Below are 15,834 nucleotides of genomic sequence, written 5' to 3'. Positions count from 1 at the left end.
ACTTTTTTATTGAGACAGCTGCTCGCTGACAAGTCTGTTAATGACAGCTCCATCAGCTTTACCTTTTACTTTTGGCATAATAGCGCTCATAACTTTACCCATGTCAGCCTTTGAGGAAGCACCTGTTTCAGCAATCGTTTCTTTCACGATCGTTTGCAGTTCTTCTTCAGAAAGCTGTTCCGGTAAATAAACGTCTAAGATGTCAATCTCTTTTTGAACTTTATCTACTAAATCTAAGCGATTAGCTTTCGAAAATTCATGGAGGGAGTCTTTACGTTGCTTAATCTCGCGGGAAAGGACGGTTAGTTCCTCATCGCCGGTCAAACTGTCTTTCTTAAGCTTAATTGCTTCATTTTGCAGCGAAGCCTTTACCATACGAATGACAACAAGCTTGTCTTTCTCACGGTTTTTCATCATAAGCTTCATATCAGAATTTAATTGCTCAAGAAGACTCATAAAATCCACCCTCTTTAGAATTTACGTTTTCTAGCAGCTTCAGACTTTTTCTTACGCTTTACGCTAGGCTTTTCATAAAATTCACGCTTTCTTGCTTCTTGCAATGTTCCAGTTTTGGATACACTGCGTTTAAAGCGACGAAGAGCATCTTCAAGCGATTCGTTTTTTCTAACGACCGTTTTTGACATTCTCTTTCCCTCCCTCCGAATACACCAATCGACTGCATTAAAAAAAGATATACATGCAAAACATGTACCTAGACATTATAATATAAGCCTTGTGTGAGGTCAACTAAGTGATTTGGAAATATATTTTCGTCATGAGCAGGTAGACAAGTCCATATATTCATTGGTAAGAGGAGGACTTTCTTATGATGGCGATCATTTATTTTTGTGCACTTATTTTCATTTTTTTATGGTCAATGGGTTTGCTGAGAAAAGGATTAATGGCGCTTGCGTCGTCTCGTATTGAGAAATCACTTCTTCTCTTTACAGATCACCCAGTCAAAGCATTCTTGGTCAGCATTGTGTTTACAGGGGTTCTACAAAGCAGTTCGGCGTTTATGGTCATCGTCATCGGCTTTGTCAGTACAGGCATTCTCTCTTTTAAAAAATCGATCCCAATGATTCTTGGAACCAATATTGGCTCCACGTTTACGACAGAATTTATTGCTATTAAAATGGATGTCTTCATGTGGGTTTTGATCATAGCCGGTCTTGTATGCATCCTTTTTGGTAGGACATCTTTTAGACATGCAGGAAAAAGTTTATTTGGGCTCGGGATGATCTTTTTTTGCATTCAAGGCTTCTCAAAAATTGCGGGGATGATGACAAGTCAGCCTGAGACATTGCGTTTTCTTGAAATGATGCAGCATTCAGACTGGACAGCGCTGCTTTCAGGTACCATTTTCACAGCGATTGTTCATTCGAGCTCTGTCTGTATCGGCATTTTAATGGGATTTATGAACGAAGGAACTGTGGCACTTCAGGAAGGCATCAGCTTTGTGTTAGGGTCCAATATTGGGACATGTATTACAGCTGTGATGGCTGCCATATCTGGCGGCTACGCGGCACGTCAGACGGCTTATGCACACGTCGTGTTTAATGTACTGGGGGTTCTTTTATGCCTTCCGTTTCTCGCTCTGATTACAGAGGTTGTCGCCCTTCTCGCAAGCTCACCCGCCCAGCAGATTGCGCATTTCAGCCTGCTGTTTAATGTGGCAAGCTCTCTCCTCTTCTTCCCGTTCATACGCCCTTTTCACGCATTGATCTTGTGTCTCATGCCGAGTCAGACAAAATAAAAGAAACCGGCTTGCCCTTTTGGCTGCCGGTTTTTTTATCTATTATGAGGTCATTCTCACTTTTTCTGGTTGCACATCATCGCTGATACGAACGAATTGTCCTTCGTTATAAGGATAACCCGCTTTCGTAATTTTCACTTTGACCAATCGGCCGATCATGTCCTCTGTCCCTTCGAATACAACCTTCATATAGTTATCGGTATAACCAACATAAAGATTGTGGTTTCCTTCTTGTTCTTTGAAGGATTCTTCCGGAATAATTTCTAGCACATCACCTTCATATGCTGATGCATACTCTTTCGCAAGCTGGTCAGAAAGAGCGATCAAACGGTGAACACGTTCGTTTTTCACATTTTCATCCACTTGATCTTCCATTCTTGCAGCCGGTGTACCTGTACGTTTGCTGTAAGGGAAGACGTGCAGCTCAGAGAATTGATGGTCTTTGACAAAATTGTATGTTTCCAAGAACTCTTCTTCTGTTTCCCCAGGGAATCCTACGATTACATCAGAGGTGACAGCAAGTCCTGGCAATGCTTTTTTCAGCTTTGTTAAACGCTCTGCAAAGAATTCCATCGTATATTTACGGCGCATTCTTTTTAGCACAGTATTTGAGCCAGATTGAAGCGGGATGTGTAAGTGTCTGACAATTTTATCTGACTGATCAAGCACTTCAATCACTTCATCTGTAATTTGACTAGCTTCAATAGATGAAATACGGATTCGTTTTAAGCCAATAACACGTTCATCTAATTCTCTCAGAAGCTTCGCAAAGTTATAATCCTTTAAGTCTTCTCCGTATCCGCCTGTGTGAATACCTGTAAGCACAATTTCTTTATAGCCTGCATCAACAAGCTGCTGCGCTTGATTGATGACTTCTTCTGGATCGCGAGAACGAAGAAGGCCGCGCGCCCAAGGAATAATGCAGAATGTACAGAAGTTGTTACAGCCTTCTTGGATTTTTAATGAAGCGCGCGTTCTGTCTGTAAAGGCAGGAACATCAAGTTCTTCAAACACACGTGCTTTCATGATATTGCCAACACCGTTGATCGGCTGTCTTTCTCTGCGGTATTCTTCTATATAACCTAGTAGTTTATGTCTGTCCTGTGTTCCAACCACAATATCAACACCAGGAATCGCCATGATTTCTGCTGGAGATGTTTGCGCATAGCAGCCGGTTACACAAATGACACCATCCGGGTTATGACGAATGGCTCTTCTAATGACTTGGCGGCTTTTCTTATCGCCTGTATTCGTGACCGTACATGTATTAATGACATATACGTCTGCTTTTGATTCATACTCTTTTCTTTCATAGCCAGCTTCTTTAAACAGCTGCCAGATCGCCTCTGTTTCATAGTGGTTGACCTTACAGCCAAGTGTATGGAACGCTACTGTTCCCATCATGATTCACCTCTTAATAACTCTGTTTGATAAGATATAGCGGAAAGCGCGTATAAAGGAGCGGTTTCCGTTCTTAAAATGCGTGGTCCGAGCCCGCAAACGACTGCACCAAGCGTTTCAAGCTCTTCAATCTCCTTTTCTGCCAAACCGCCTTCAGGGCCAAAAACCACTAGCAAGGTTTGTCCGCCTTTCATCTGTTGAAGAACAGTTTGAAAGCGGCTTTGCTCTCCTTCTTTCGATGATTCTTCGTATGCAACGACACATTTATCGAATTCACCAGCTAATTGCGTCAGCTCTTTAAACGTTGATACTGAATAAACACGCGGAATGATATTCCGGTAGGACTGCTCTGCTGCTTCTTTCGCGATTTTCTCCCAGCGCTCTCGTTTTTTATGTGACTTTTTTTGGTCAAGCTTTGTAATAGAACGAGCCGCTTGAAATGGGATAAAAGCACTTGCGCCAAGCTCTGTGCCTTTTTGGATAATGAGCTCAAGCTTATCTCCTTTTGGAAGACCGCTTGCGATCGTCACCCTAATCGGAAGTTCTCTGTCCTGATTTGTCCAGCTTTCAAGGTGACAAATCACTTCTTCCTTTGTTATTGTATCAATTTTACTAAGCGCTTCAAAGCCGTCTGTCGTTAAACAAAGGATTTCCTGCCCTGCTTTCATCCGCATGACATTGGAAAGATGATGTACATCTTCACCTTTTATAACGATGGCTCCCTTTGCAGTCACTTCTTCTTTCGTGAGGTCGATAAAATATCGTTGCATACGTGTCCTGACACCTACTCGCTTTATTTTTTCGCTATAATGCTGACCCAATCTTCCATTGACAGCACTTCAACAATATCAAAACCTGCTTCTTCTAATGCTGTTTTGACTTGTAATTTCTTTTGTCCAATGATGCCTGATGTAATGAAATAGCCATCTTTCTTCAATAGGTCATAGGCTTTATCTGTAAAGCGCAAAATTACTTCTGCCAGAATGTTGGCGACAATCACATCACGCTCACCTGAAATCCCATCAAGCAAGTTGTTTTGTTTGATCGCCACTTTTTCACTTACACCATTTAGTTCGATGTTTTGCTTCGCACTTTCTACCGCAACGGTGTCGAGATCAAAGGCTTGAATGTCCTTTGCACCAAGCATCGCTGCTGCCACACTTAAAATCCCAGAGCCTGTTCCAACATCAATCACCGTATCGTTTTCCTTTACATAGCGCTCAAGCGCCTGAATACAAAGGACGGTTGTGGGATGCGTACCTGTTCCAAATGCCATTCCAGGGTCCATTTCAATAATCAGTTCATCAGAATGAACCGGCGTATATTCTTCCCACGTTGGAACGATGGTGAATTTTTCAGAAATTTTCACAGGATGATAGTATTTCTTCCATGCGGTGGCCCATTCTTCTTCATTCACTTCACAAATTGACAGTGTATTGCGTCCAAGGTCAATATCGTATAGAAGAAGATTGTTGATGGCTTCTTTGATCTCATCTACCGTTTCCATCAAAAAGCTGTTCATTGGAAGATAAGCTTTGACAATGACACCTTCATCCGGATAGTCATTCGGATCGAGCTGGTAGATCTCACCGTATACATTTTCACGTTCCTTGACTAAATCAAGCGGGTCCTCAATCACGACACCACTTGCACCTGCTTCATGCAAAATATTGGTGATCGGTTCCACCGCTTCATTTGTTGTATGGACGCTAATTTCTGACCACTTCAATACTACCAACTCCTTATCCGTCTTACTCGCCTTTAAATGCGCGTTTTACCTTATCGAAAAAGCTCATTTCTTGTTCGTCCGGTTTATTTCCGCTCACTTCAGCAAATTTTCTAATGATATCTTTTTGATTGTCTGTTAAATTTGTCGGTGTGACGACACGTACAACGATATGCTGATCGCCTTGGCCGTAGCCGCGTACATTTTTCACACCTTTTCCTTTAAGTCTAAACTTCGTGCCAGTTTGAGTGCCAGCAGGAACTTTTAATTTTACTTTTCCGTGTAATGTCGGCACTTCAATTTCGTCACCTAATGCAGCTTGGGCAAAGGTGAGCGGCATCTCGCAGTATATGTCATCTCCATCACGCTCGAAGAATTCATGCGCACGCACATGGAATACAACGAATAGATCGCCTGGAGGTCCTCCATTTACACCTGGTTCACCTTGACCAGATACTCTGAGCTGCTGACCATCATCAACACCTGCAGGGATCGTCACGTTAATTTTCTTACGCTTGCGCACTTTGCCAGATCCGCCGCATGTTGAACATTTATGGTCAATTTGTTTCCCTGTTCCGCTACAGTAGTTACATACTCTGCGGTTGACCACTTTACCAAACGGAGTGGATTGCTCAACATTTAATTGACCAGATCCTCCGCAATGTGAACAAGTTTTCGCCTGCGTACCAGGCTTTGCTCCTGATCCATGACATGTTTCACAAGATTCTTCACGAGGGATTTCAATCGTTGCTTCTTTTCCAAATGCCGCTTCTTCGAATGAAAGCGTCATTGTATATTGCAGGTCCGCTCCTTGGCGTGGTGCATTTGGATCTCTTCTTCTCGCTCCGCCGCCAAAAATACTAGAGAAGATGTCATCAAAGCCGCCGAAGCCGCCAAAATCTCCCCCTCCACCAAAACCGCCGCCGCCAAAGCCTTGGTTTGGATCGGTATGACCGAACTGGTCATAATGCGAACGTTTTTGATCATCAGAAAGGGTTTCATAGGCTTCTTTTACTTCTTTGAATTTCTCATCTGAGCCAGCTTCTTTATTAATATCAGGGTGATACTTTTTTGAAAGCTTGCGGTATGCCTTTTTGATTTCGTCCTTTGAGGCGCTCTTACTTACGCCAAGCACTTCATAGTAATCACGCTTACTCATCTCTTCACACTCCCGATTTTCTCACATAAATACGATTGTATCATTTTGATTTAACTTTTTTCAATTCCTTTCATCGTTGAAAAGAAAAAAAGTCAAAGCCAAGAGATCCTGACTTTGACTTTCTGACGAGTACGTTTCAGCAGCCTTTTTCAAAAGTAAAGGTGATTATTTTTTCTCTTGATCGTCGTTTACTTCTTCGTATTCTGCATCCACTACATTGTCATCTGCTTTTTGAGCACCTTCAGCGCCTTCTTGCTGAGTTTGTGCTTGTTTTGCAGCTTCTTCATAGAGCTTTGTCGTTAATTCTTGAACGATTGTTTGCAGCTCATCTTTTTTCGCTTTGATGTCTTCAAACTCGCCTTTTTCGATCGCAGCTTTTAGTGCATCTTTCGCGTCGTTTGCTTTTTTCACTTGCTCTTCATCGATTTTGCCTTCTAGATCTTTTAATGTTTTTTCAGTTGTAAACACTAATTGATCTGCTTCGTTGCGCACTTCGATTTCTTCTTTTTTCTTCGCATCTGCTTCAGCATTTTCTTCTGCTTCTTTGACCATTTTTTCGATCTCATCATCAGAAAGACCTGAAGAAGATTTGATTGTGATGTTTTGCTCTTTGCCTGTACCCATATCTTTCGCACGTACGTTGACAATACCGTTTTTATCGATATCAAAAGATACTTCAATTTGCGGTACGCCGCGTGGTGCTGGCGGGATATCAGTCAATTGGAAGCGGCCTAATGTTTTGTTATCTGCAGCCATTGGGCGCTCACCTTGCAAGACATGGATATCTACAGCTGTTTGGTTGTCAGCAGCCGTTGAGAATACTTGAGATTTACTTGTTGGAATTGTTGTATTACGTTCAATCAGCTTCGTGAACACGCCGCCCATTGTTTCAATTCCTAAAGAAAGTGGTGTTACGTCAAGAAGAACAACGTCTTTGACGTCTCCTGTGATGACTCCACCTTGGATCGCTGCACCAAGTGCAACTACTTCATCAGGGTTTACACCTTTATGAGGCTCTTTGCCTGTTTCTTTTTTGATTGCTTCTTGGACTGCAGGAATACGAGTTGATCCACCTACAAGGATGACTTTATCAATCTCGCTAGCAGATAAACCAGCATCTTTCAATGACTGACGTACAGGTGTCATTGTACGCTCTACAAGATCTGCAGAAAGCTCTTCGAATTTAGCACGCGTTAACGTTAATTCAAGGTGAAGAGGTCCTGCTTCTCCAGCTGTGATAAATGGCAGTGAAATTTGTGTAGAAGATACACCTGAAAGATCTTTTTTCGCTTTTTCAGCAGCATCTTTTAAACGCTGAAGCGCCATTTTATCTTTAGAAAGATCAATGCCATTTTCTTTTTTGAATTCAGCCACTAGGTGATCAATGATGACTTGGTCAAAATCGTCTCCACCTAGACGGTTGTCCCCAGCAGTTGAGCGCACTTCAAAGACGCCGTCTCCAAGCTCAAGGATCGATACGTCAAATGTACCGCCGCCAAGGTCGTATACAAGAATCGTTTGATCTTCTTCTGTTTTATCTAAACCATATGCAAGTGCAGCTGCTGTTGGTTCGTTGATGATACGTTCTACTTCAAGACCAGCAATTTTACCAGCATCTTTCGTTGCTTGACGTTCTGCATCGTTGAAGTAAGCAGGAACTGTGATAACAGCTTTTGTTACTTCTTCGCCAAGATAGCCTTCAGCGTAAGATTTAAGGTGTTGAAGAATGATTGCAGAGATTTCCTGCGGTGTATAGTTCTTGCCTTCAACTTCTACTTTATAATCTGTACCCATATGTCTTTTAACAGACATGATCGTGTTCGGGTTTGTAATTGATTGACGTTTTGCTACTTCACCAACTTGGCGCTCTCCATTTTTAAAAGCGACAACAGATGGTGTTGTACGTGCTCCTTCAGCGTTAGCAATGACTTTTGGCTCGCCGCCTTCAAGTACTGCAACACATGAGTTTGTTGTTCCTAAGTCAATCCCAATGATTTTACTCATATTCGATGACCTCCCATTATGTAGTTATTGATTTACTTTTACCATTGATGGACGAATAACTCGGTCTTTGAGTTTATAGCCCTTTTGCAATTCTTCTACAACGATATTTGAATCGTAGTTTTCATCTTCAACTTGCATGACAGCTTGATGAAGGTTTGGATCGAACTCTTTGCCGACAGCTTCAATTGGTTCAACGCCTTCATTTTTCAACGCTTCTACCAGCTGGCGGTAAACCATTTGCATTCCTTCTAACAAACTTTTCGTCTGCTCATTGTCTGGATCAATTCCAAGCGCTCTTTCAAAGTTATCAAGAGCTGGGAGAAGATCACTAACAACATGTTGAGAACGATATTTTTGCACGGTCTCCACTTCAGTTCGAGCACGGCGTTTATAGTTTTCAAAATCTGCTTGAACACGCAGAATTTTGTTTTCTTTTTCATCTAGAAGCTGCTGCAATTCATCGATTTTTTCTTGGAAGGCAGACTGTTCATCATGTGTTACTTCCTCAGTATCTGCTTGAACTGCTTCTTCTTGTGCTTCAACCTCTGCTTCTTGCTCAGGTGTCTGTTTTTCTTCTGACATTGTGTTCACCTCCCTCAAAAGATTCAAAAATACGAAGGGGCTGTGCCCCTATCTTTTATCACCCTACTCATCATACAAATTGGAAAGTGCGTTTGACAAGTCTTTTGATACATGATGCAAGAGACTAACAACCCTGCCATAATCCATACGGGTTGGACCGATGACAGCAATGGAGCCGAGTGATTTTTGATCAATCGAATAAGTGGCTGTGATTAAGCTGCAATTCTCCATCGCTTCCAAATTGTTTTCTGAACCGATTTTAATGGTGATTCCTTGCTGATTTGGATGAAACAGCTGCATGACATCATTCTTTTGCTCAATAAGCATCATGAGTGAACGAATGCGGTCAATGTCATGAAACTCTGGCTGATTCAACATATTAATCTTCCCGCCAAAGAAAAGTTTTGATTCATTTTGAGTCGATGTAAATGTATTGCCGAGTGCATCTAAAATATGATCATAATCTTTTAAATGCGTGCGAAGAAGCATCACAACTTCTTTATACATTCTGTCCTTCAGCTGATCCATCGGGACTCCGGCTAGGCGGCTGTTTAAAATATTCATCAGCTTCTCAATATCGGAGACATCGAGATGCTCAGAGAAGGTAATGGTTTTGTTTTCAACATGTCCGCTGTCTGTAATCATGATTGCCACTGCTTTGTTTGGCTGAACAGGGACAAGCTGAATTTGCTTTAATCGATTTTCACTTAGCTTTGGTCCAAGCACAATCGATGTATAGTTTGTGAGATCTGATAAAATTTCCGCCGATTTTTGAACTGTCTTTTCCAGCTCAAAAATTTTCTCCTGAAAGGCCGACTGGATGAGCACAAGCTCTTTAGACGACAGTTTTCGCGGAGAGAGCAAATGATCTACATAATAACGATATCCTTTTTCGGAAGGAATTCTTCCTGATGAAGAATGGGTCTTTTCAATAAAACCAAGTTCCTCCAAATCAGCCATTTCGTTTCTAATCGTCGCAGAGCTGAACGTAATGTCTTCTTTTTTAGAAAGAGTCCTTGATCCAACTGGCTGCGCCGAACGAATAAAGTCATTAATGATGACTTGCAGAATCAAAAGCTGACGATTTGTTAACATCATCATCACCCCTGTTAGCACTCTCTTTCAACGAGTGCTAATTGTATAAACAAAATTACCAAACTCAAATTAAAATGTCAATTATAACTCACCGAGAAACGCTTGAAATACTTCATTCCCTAACAATTTTCCTTTTCTTGTTAAACGGATCCCTATGTCATCTTTTACAATGAGGCCTTTTTCTTCTAATTCTTCAAGAACAGTGGGAAAAAGTGCTTCTGGTGCAGTACCATATTTTGTTTGGAAATCAGCGCTTTTCACTCCTTCGATCTTTCGAAGACCTAAAAACATTTCTTCTTCTATTTGCTCTGCTTTTGTGACCTGATGTGTTTCCTTATACGGGAACCCTGTTTGGTCGATCAGCTCCAAATAATGTTTCACCGGCCCTGCGTTCACATTTCGGACGCCATCTACATACCCGTGTGCGCCTGCACCAAAACCGAAGTAATCTTCATTGCTCCAATAGGTCAGGTTATGCTGGCTTTCAAAGCCAGGTTTGGCGTAATTGCTAATTTCGTACTGCTTTAATCCCTGGCGCTCCATTTCATCCATCACAAGCTCATACATTTCAGCCTCACGTTCTTGCGGCGGTAAATGAAGTTTTCCTTTTTGCATTAAGTTGTAAAAAACGGTTTTCGGCTCGACGATGAGTGAGTAAACCGAATAATGCTCTGCCCCCAGCGAGAAAGCTGTCTCAAGTGAATTCATCACATGATGCTTTTCTTGATGCGGCAAGCCAAACATGAGATCGAGGCTAATATTGTCAAATCCAACCGCTCTAGCTCGCTCAAAGGACGTAAGGACATCCTTTTTTTGATGAACTCGTCCGATTTTTTTGAGCAAATCGTCTTCAAAGGTTTGAACGCCAAAACTCAGCCGATTCACGCCAGCTGCTTTTAGCACATGCAGCTTCTCGAGTGATAATTCATCTGGGTTCGCTTCCACTGCAAATTCAATCAGGTTTTTTGTCGGCTTTAATACACGGTGAATGCTGTTCATGAGCTTGTCTAGCTGGCTGACAGTCAGTGATGTCGGGGTTCCCCCGCCAATAAAAATCGTCTTGAGTTCCTGCTCGCCCTTTTTTTCGATCGTATGCTGCATCTCTTTTTCAAGAGCCGCTAAGTATTCATCGACTGGCTGCGTTTTAATGAAAAATTTATTGAAATCACAATAGTGGCAAATGTGCTCACAAAATGGAATGTGAATGTATGCTGCTTTCATTTGATGACACCTTCTTTACAGGTAAAGAGCCGCAGTTTATCGCTGCGGCGCCTTTGTTTGTTATCGACTATAAACGTCAAGGCAGACATTGTAAAGCAAGCAGCCTTGAGGATGTTATTTTTTCGGTGTGCTGTCGTCCATCTTCAGCACGGCCATAAATGCTTCTTGCGGGACTTCAACAGAGCCCACTTGCTTCATGCGCTTTTTCCCTTCTTTTTGCTTCTCAAGAAGCTTTCTTTTCCGGGAAATGTCTCCACCATAACATTTGGCAAGTACGTTTTTACGCATTGCTTTAATGGTGGAACGAGCAACAATTTTTTGACCGATTGCTGCTTGAACTGGCACTTCAAAATGCTGGCGTGGAATTAGTTCTTTTAGCTTTTCTACGATGATCTTGCCTCGTTCATATGCATAATCGCGGTGTACGATAAAGGAAAGGGCATCGATTTTTTCGCCATTCAGCATGATATCCATCTTCACGAGTGTCGATGGACGATAGCCAATCAGCTCATAATCAAAGGACGCGTAGCCTTTTGTGTTGGACTTTAGCTGATCAAAGAATTCGTATACGATCTCTGCCAAAGGAATTTCGTACACAATGCTCACGCGGTTCGCATCAAGATACTGCATATCGATGAAATTCCCGCGCTTTCCTTGGCAAAGCTCCATCACAGAGCCTACATAATCGTTTGGCACCATCATTGTTGCTTTTACATATGGTTCTTCAATTCGCTCAATCTTTTGCGGATCAGGCAGATTGGACGGGTTATCTACGACGATTTTTTCTCCGTCTGTCATATATACATCATAAATAACACTTGGCGCTGTCGTAATCAGATCAATTTTAAATTCACGTTCAATCCGTTCTTGGATGATTTCCATATGAAGCATTCCAAGGAAGCCGCAGCGGAAACCGAAGCCAAGTGCTTGGGATGTCTCTGCCTCATATTGAAGTGAAGAATCATTTAATTCAAGCTTTTCTAACGCTTCACGTAAGTCATTGTATTTCGCTGTATCAATCGGATAAAGTCCGCAGTATACCATTGGGTTTAGCTTTCTGTATCCTGGCAGTGCTTCTTTCGCAGGGTTTTCCGCACTTGTGATCGTATCCCCTACACGTGTATCACCGACATTTTTAATTGCAGCTGTTAAGTAGCCAACATCTCCAACGGTGAGTTCATCTGTTGGCATGGCTTTTGGTGTGAATACGCCGACTTCAAGGACTTCAAATTCTTTCCCCGTCGCCATCATTTTAATTTTCTGACCAGGTCTGACGGTTCCTTCAACAATTCGTATGTACGCAATAACGCCGCGATACGCATCGTAAAGAGAATCAAAAATAAGGGCTTGAAGTGGTGCTTCTGGATCTCCAGCAGGTGCCGGCACCTTTTCAACGATTTGTTCTAAAATATCCTCGATTCCAATACCCGCCTTAGCAGAGGTGAGAACAGCTTCAGATGCATCCAACCCGATGACATCTTCAATTTCTTCTCTTACACGCTCAGGCTCTGCACTCGGCAGATCGATTTTATTGATAATCGGAAGAATTTCTAAGTTGTTATCAAGAGCTAAATAAACGTTCGCAAGTGTCTGTGCTTCAATTCCTTGTGCTGCATCTACTACGAGAATCGCACCCTCACAGGCAGCTAGGCTTCGAGATACCTCATAGGTGAAGTCGACATGCCCTGGTGTATCAATCAGGTGCATAATATATTCTTCTCCATCCTTCGCCTTATACTTCAGCTGGACAGAGTTTAATTTAATCGTTATGCCGCGTTCACGCTCTAAATCCATGGAATCAAGTAATTGTTCTTTCATTTCCCGTTGAGTAATCGCCGCTGTTTTTTCTAAAATACGGTCCGCCAATGTGGATTTCCCATGGTCAATATGGGCGATAATGGAGAAATTTCGAATTCTTGATTGCCGCTCTAATCGTTTTTCTTTATCTGTCACAATCTATCACTCCTACTATAAAACGCGGGTTGCGCTAGGTTAGATTATATCAATAGGGCTGTAAAGATTCAATCGAAATCAAGAAAAGCCGCTTATCGGTCAGCGGCTTTGATTAAAAGGGTGATATCTCATGAAATTCATTTATTTCCCATTCACCCAATCATAAAGAGAACGGGCTGCATGTGTCATACCATCAGACAGGGCTTTTCCTGCCTTGGAGAAGGCATTAAATCCTTCTATTTCCTCCAGCTGCTTTTGTTTTTCGGCAAGATCCTTTTCTGTAACAGCCGTTCCTAAGATAGAAGCTTCCTTTTCTTCATCGTCGTTCATTTGAATGGAGAAAGCTCCTTTTAATTGCGGATCATGGTAGCCCTTCATTTGCAGCATGCCATTATTCGCTTGCTGCATTCCTAAAAAGACACCAAACAGCAAGACCAATCCTAAAATAATGGTTTTTCCAATAAATGAGCCCATACCCGTCACCACCTTAAGAGCGTTTTTTCTCATCCGTTGCTTTGCCGTCCACCTTTTCCGCGTCCCAGAAAATGTCGCTGAATACATCAGCTGCCGCATTGGATGCATTTCTTAATTCTTCCATATTATTATCCACTCCGCCAAATTCTAAAAGAAGGGCTTTGTCGGATAAATCTTGATTATAGATTCCATTATCGCCAATTTCTCCTTTGGCAAACACACCGACACTAAGACCTTTATATTTTTTCTCCATCAAATGGTGGAACTCTGTCGCAAGCTTTAAGTTTTTCTCATAGCTTTGATTCTTCTTCCCTACAACAAACGCAATTCTCGCATATTTCTTCCCTTTGATTTCGACAGTCGTATCTTTCTTTCTTCTTGAGTCCCGGTGAATATCAATTAAATAATCGAGGTCATCATTTTTGGCCAAGGCTTCTTTCACGACCAATCTTGATTCATTATAAGACTGCGGATACTTTAATCCTTTTTTCAACAGTCTTTTTTCTATTTCCGTTTTGTCGACTGTATTGCCGATACCTTGCTGATCAAGTGCCTTTCCAAACATGTCGCCGACAAGCGTGACATTCACTTTTGAGTGCCGTGCATTATTTGGATTCGTTTCTCCTTTTAAGAATGGTAAATATGATTCCGTGTTATGTGTGTGATAAATGTACACAGCTTTTCGTTTTCCTGTTGACCGGTCAGGTTCTTTGGCAGGCTTTTTCGGTGTATCATCATCGAGCTTGTCCAGCTCAGCCAAATTTGCTTCTTTTTCATCTTGGATCACTTCACTCGGAGGCGGCGATTCCATTGGCATGTTGGTATAGTCTGTTCCTTCACCCGCTAAGATGATTTTTGTATCAAAATGTTCAAAACCTGGGAGTTCTCTTCCTAGGAAACTGCGCGGGTCTTCTAAATTAATACTGGTTGCAAGCTTCAGTGACAGCCCAGAGAAATGAAATCCTCTTTGAGCTTCTGGAACTGCTGAGGCGAAATATTGGTTTTCCATGCCCATTAATGTGGCAAAAAATGCGCCAGAGAGCTCATCTGCTACACCATATAACGAGGCTTGCGGTCTCAGCTCAGGTTTTAAAGATGTTAAAGCCCCTGACATTACAAACACCACAACAAGAGAGGCAATAAATAAGAAAATGCTTTTGACTACTTTCGTTCCATTAATCGCAACGACCAACTGTCGAGGACGGCGGGGTCTTTTTTTCATCATTTACTCCCTCCAGCACGCTTTCTAGTAATTACACTATGAGCGAGCTAGAGAAAGTAGAACCGATTAATGATTATATGAACCCATGTTATCTTGAGTGATTTTTTGATGAAGCGCTGTGTTTAATCCGTTGGCAAGTACGTTTGCCATATCATCAATGAATGTATCGACTTCTTTAGGCGTGACCATTAAATTTTGCCCGAGCGGCGCAAGCACTTCATGGATCAGCTGCCTTTTCTCTTCTTCAGGAAGGGTTCCTACGATGCCTAAGAATGATTGACGTGTTTCCTCATCTGGCAAGTCTTCTTCGTTGAGCACTTTTTTCTTCCCGAATGTCAAACCAGCCGGCACAAGAGAGCGGGATGGTCTATCATCTTTTAGTTCTCTACCAAAATGCTTTAAGACATAATCAATTGTGTCACTAGCAATCGTTACTGCATCCACAACTGTCGGAACGCCAATCGCAATTACTGGAATGCCCAATGTTTCTTTGCTTAATTCTTTTCGCTTATTCCCTACACCAGAACCGGGATGGATACCTGTATCAGAAATTTGAATGGTTGTATTCACTCGTTCCACCGCACGAGCAGCAAGGGCGTCAACCGCAATGACAAAATCAGGCTTAGACCGCTCAATCACACCTTGGATAATGTCACTTGTTTCAATACCAGTCAGTCCCATCACACCTGGCGACAAAGAGGAAACCGGGCGATAGCCTTCCTGAACATTTTCCGGCTGTAATTCAAAGAGATGACGGGTCACAAGCAGGTTTTCGACTGTGAGAGGACCTAGTGCATCTGGCGTGACATTCCAGTTTCCCAGTCCTACTACAAGGCAGCTCGCATCTGCCTGAATGCCTCTGTCTTTTAAAAAATGAGCAAAATGACGGGCAAAGACTTGGACGACTTTTTCTTGCATCTCAGAGTCTTTCTCCCGAATGCCTTGCGCTTCAAACGTCAAGTATGTCCCTGCCTTTTTGCCGGTCAGCTCCTCCCCTTCTTTCGTGATTTCTACAGTACGGATGCGGATGCCTTGCTCATCCTTTTCTTTTTCGACGATCCCTTGGATCCCGTCCTTTTTGACGACATTCGGATCGTTCTCTTGTTCTAGTATCTCTTTTGTTTCAACAGCCAGGTCTGTCCGGATTTGATAAACGCTTAAATCGAGTTTCTGTTTCTCCATAAAAAGACTCCTTCCACCAAGTAATTAACAGTAGTCTTTCCATCTCTTTAAAGAAACAT

The 15,834-nt window shown here is 42.2% G+C and carries 15 protein-coding genes; 1 reads left to right on the top strand and 14 read right to left on the bottom strand.

Annotated features, from left to right (window positions below):
* Positions 1 to 6 precede the first annotated feature (6 nt).
* Together V6Z54_RS14550 and rpsU are read right to left on the bottom strand one after the other, a co-directional pair.
* Complete coding sequence (locus V6Z54_RS14550) at positions 7 to 456, bottom strand: GatB/YqeY domain-containing protein (RefSeq protein WP_041086254.1); 450 nt, start codon at positions 454 to 456, stop codon at positions 7 to 9.
* Between the two features lie 14 nt (positions 457 to 470).
* On the bottom strand, positions 471 to 644 hold the full coding sequence (gene rpsU / locus V6Z54_RS14545) for a 30S ribosomal protein S21 (protein WP_003152957.1): 174 nt from the start codon (positions 642 to 644) through the stop codon (positions 471 to 473).
* A gap of 182 nt (positions 645 to 826) precedes the next feature.
* Here rpsU and V6Z54_RS14540 point away from each other — a divergent pair, with 182 nt between their 5' ends.
* On the top strand, positions 827 to 1,756 hold the full coding sequence (locus V6Z54_RS14540) for a Na/Pi symporter (RefSeq protein WP_075611658.1): 930 nt from the start codon (positions 827 to 829) through the stop codon (positions 1,754 to 1,756).
* Between the two features lie 42 nt (positions 1,757 to 1,798).
* Here V6Z54_RS14540 and mtaB read toward each other — a convergent pair whose 3' ends face one another.
* The 12 genes from mtaB to gpr all read right to left on the bottom strand — a co-directional run bounded on the left by mtaB (position 1,799) and on the right by gpr (position 15,775).
* Positions 1,799 to 3,157: a tRNA (N(6)-L-threonylcarbamoyladenosine(37)-C(2))-methylthiotransferase MtaB gene (gene mtaB, locus V6Z54_RS14535; protein WP_041086256.1), complete on the bottom strand. Its 1,359-nt coding sequence runs from the start codon at positions 3,155 to 3,157 to the stop codon at positions 1,799 to 1,801.
* Positions 3,157 to 3,927: a 16S rRNA (uracil(1498)-N(3))-methyltransferase gene (locus V6Z54_RS14530; protein ID WP_041086257.1), complete on the bottom strand. Its 771-nt coding sequence runs from the start codon at positions 3,925 to 3,927 to the stop codon at positions 3,157 to 3,159. The genes mtaB and V6Z54_RS14530 overlap by 1 nt, the downstream gene beginning before the upstream one ends.
* 23 nt (positions 3,928 to 3,950) lie before the next feature.
* Entirely contained in the window at positions 3,951 to 4,886 is a 936-nt protein-coding gene (prmA, locus tag V6Z54_RS14525) for a 50S ribosomal protein L11 methyltransferase (protein WP_073979124.1), read from the bottom strand.
* A gap of 22 nt (positions 4,887 to 4,908) precedes the next feature.
* A complete protein-coding gene (gene dnaJ / locus V6Z54_RS14520) occupies positions 4,909 to 6,042 on the bottom strand; it encodes a molecular chaperone DnaJ (protein ID WP_024427952.1) in 1,134 nt (377 codons plus the stop codon).
* Between the two features lie 165 nt (positions 6,043 to 6,207).
* The gene (gene dnaK / locus V6Z54_RS14515) at positions 6,208 to 8,046 is read right to left on the bottom strand and encodes a molecular chaperone DnaK (protein WP_305960318.1); all 1,839 of its coding nucleotides are present in this window, start codon (positions 8,044 to 8,046) and stop codon (positions 6,208 to 6,210) included.
* 24 nt (positions 8,047 to 8,070) lie between these two features.
* Positions 8,071 to 8,628, bottom strand: coding sequence for a nucleotide exchange factor GrpE (grpE, locus tag V6Z54_RS14510; RefSeq protein WP_041086263.1), 558 nt, complete (start codon positions 8,626 to 8,628; stop codon positions 8,071 to 8,073).
* A gap of 63 nt (positions 8,629 to 8,691) precedes the next feature.
* On the bottom strand, positions 8,692 to 9,723 hold the full coding sequence (hrcA, locus tag V6Z54_RS14505) for a heat-inducible transcriptional repressor HrcA (protein ID WP_003217350.1): 1,032 nt from the start codon (positions 9,721 to 9,723) through the stop codon (positions 8,692 to 8,694).
* A gap of 81 nt (positions 9,724 to 9,804) precedes the next feature.
* Positions 9,805 to 10,944: a radical SAM family heme chaperone HemW gene (hemW, locus tag V6Z54_RS14500; protein WP_338527446.1), complete on the bottom strand. Its 1,140-nt coding sequence runs from the start codon at positions 10,942 to 10,944 to the stop codon at positions 9,805 to 9,807.
* A 114-nt stretch (positions 10,945 to 11,058) separates the two neighbouring features.
* Positions 11,059 to 12,897 carry a translation elongation factor 4 gene (gene lepA, locus V6Z54_RS14495; protein WP_024423038.1) on the bottom strand — a complete coding sequence of 613 codons (1,839 nt, stop codon included), beginning with the start codon at positions 12,895 to 12,897 and terminating at the stop codon, positions 11,059 to 11,061.
* A 141-nt stretch (positions 12,898 to 13,038) separates the two neighbouring features.
* Complete coding sequence (locus tag V6Z54_RS14490) at positions 13,039 to 13,371, bottom strand: YqxA family protein (protein ID WP_024427951.1); 333 nt, start codon at positions 13,369 to 13,371, stop codon at positions 13,039 to 13,041.
* 13 nt (positions 13,372 to 13,384) lie between these two features.
* Positions 13,385 to 14,593, bottom strand: a complete 1,209-nt coding sequence (locus V6Z54_RS14485; protein ID WP_041086852.1) for a stage II sporulation protein P — start codon at positions 14,591 to 14,593, stop codon at positions 13,385 to 13,387.
* Between the two features lie 66 nt (positions 14,594 to 14,659).
* The gene (gene gpr, locus V6Z54_RS14480; RefSeq protein ID WP_041086268.1) at positions 14,660 to 15,775 is read right to left on the bottom strand and encodes a GPR endopeptidase; all 1,116 of its coding nucleotides are present in this window, start codon (positions 15,773 to 15,775) and stop codon (positions 14,660 to 14,662) included.
* Between the last annotated feature and the right edge of the window lie 59 nt (positions 15,776 to 15,834).

Source organism: Bacillus sp. MAG717A, assembly GCF_036884855.1.
Classification (GTDB): domain Bacteria; phylum Bacillota; class Bacilli; order Bacillales; family Bacillaceae; genus Bacillus; species Bacillus safensis.
The sequence above is the reverse complement of the archived record's forward strand: the minus strand, read 5'-3'. Positions and strand labels throughout refer to the sequence as shown.

What these genes read in the sequence shown, in the direction of transcription:
- V6Z54_RS14550 (WP_041086254.1), bottom strand. Translation starts at nt 456, where the DNA reads ATGAGTCTTCTTGAGCAATTAAATTCTGATATGAAGCTTATGATGAAA.
- rpsU (WP_003152957.1), bottom strand. Translation starts at nt 644, where the DNA reads ATGTCAAAAACGGTCGTTAGAAAAAACGAATCGCTTGAAGATGCTCTT.
- V6Z54_RS14540 (WP_075611658.1), top strand. Translation starts at nt 827, where the DNA reads ATGATGGCGATCATTTATTTTTGTGCACTTATTTTCATTTTTTTATGG.
- mtaB (WP_041086256.1), bottom strand. Translation starts at nt 3,157, where the DNA reads ATGGGAACAGTAGCGTTCCATACACTTGGCTGTAAGGTCAACCACTAT.
- V6Z54_RS14530 (WP_041086257.1), bottom strand. Translation starts at nt 3,927, where the DNA reads ATGCAACGATATTTTATCGACCTCACGAAAGAAGAAGTGACTGCAAAG.
- dnaJ (WP_024427952.1), bottom strand. Translation starts at nt 6,042, where the DNA reads ATGAGTAAGCGTGATTACTATGAAGTGCTTGGCGTAAGTAAGAGCGCC.
- dnaK (WP_305960318.1), bottom strand. Translation starts at nt 8,046, where the DNA reads ATGAGTAAAATCATTGGGATTGACTTAGGAACAACAAACTCATGTGTT.
- grpE (WP_041086263.1), bottom strand. Translation starts at nt 8,628, where the DNA reads ATGTCAGAAGAAAAACAGACACCTGAGCAAGAAGCAGAGGTTGAAGCA.
- hrcA (WP_003217350.1), bottom strand. Translation starts at nt 9,723, where the DNA reads ATGTTAACAAATCGTCAGCTTTTGATTCTGCAAGTCATCATTAATGAC.
- hemW (WP_338527446.1), bottom strand. Translation starts at nt 10,944, where the DNA reads ATGAAAGCAGCATACATTCACATTCCATTTTGTGAGCACATTTGCCAC.
- V6Z54_RS14490 (WP_024427951.1), bottom strand. Translation starts at nt 13,371, where the DNA reads ATGGGCTCATTTATTGGAAAAACCATTATTTTAGGATTGGTCTTGCTG.
- V6Z54_RS14485 (WP_041086852.1), bottom strand. Translation starts at nt 14,593, where the DNA reads ATGAAAAAAAGACCCCGCCGTCCTCGACAGTTGGTCGTTGCGATTAAT.
- gpr (WP_041086268.1), bottom strand. Translation starts at nt 15,775, where the DNA reads ATGGAGAAACAGAAACTCGATTTAAGCGTTTATCAAATCCGGACAGAC.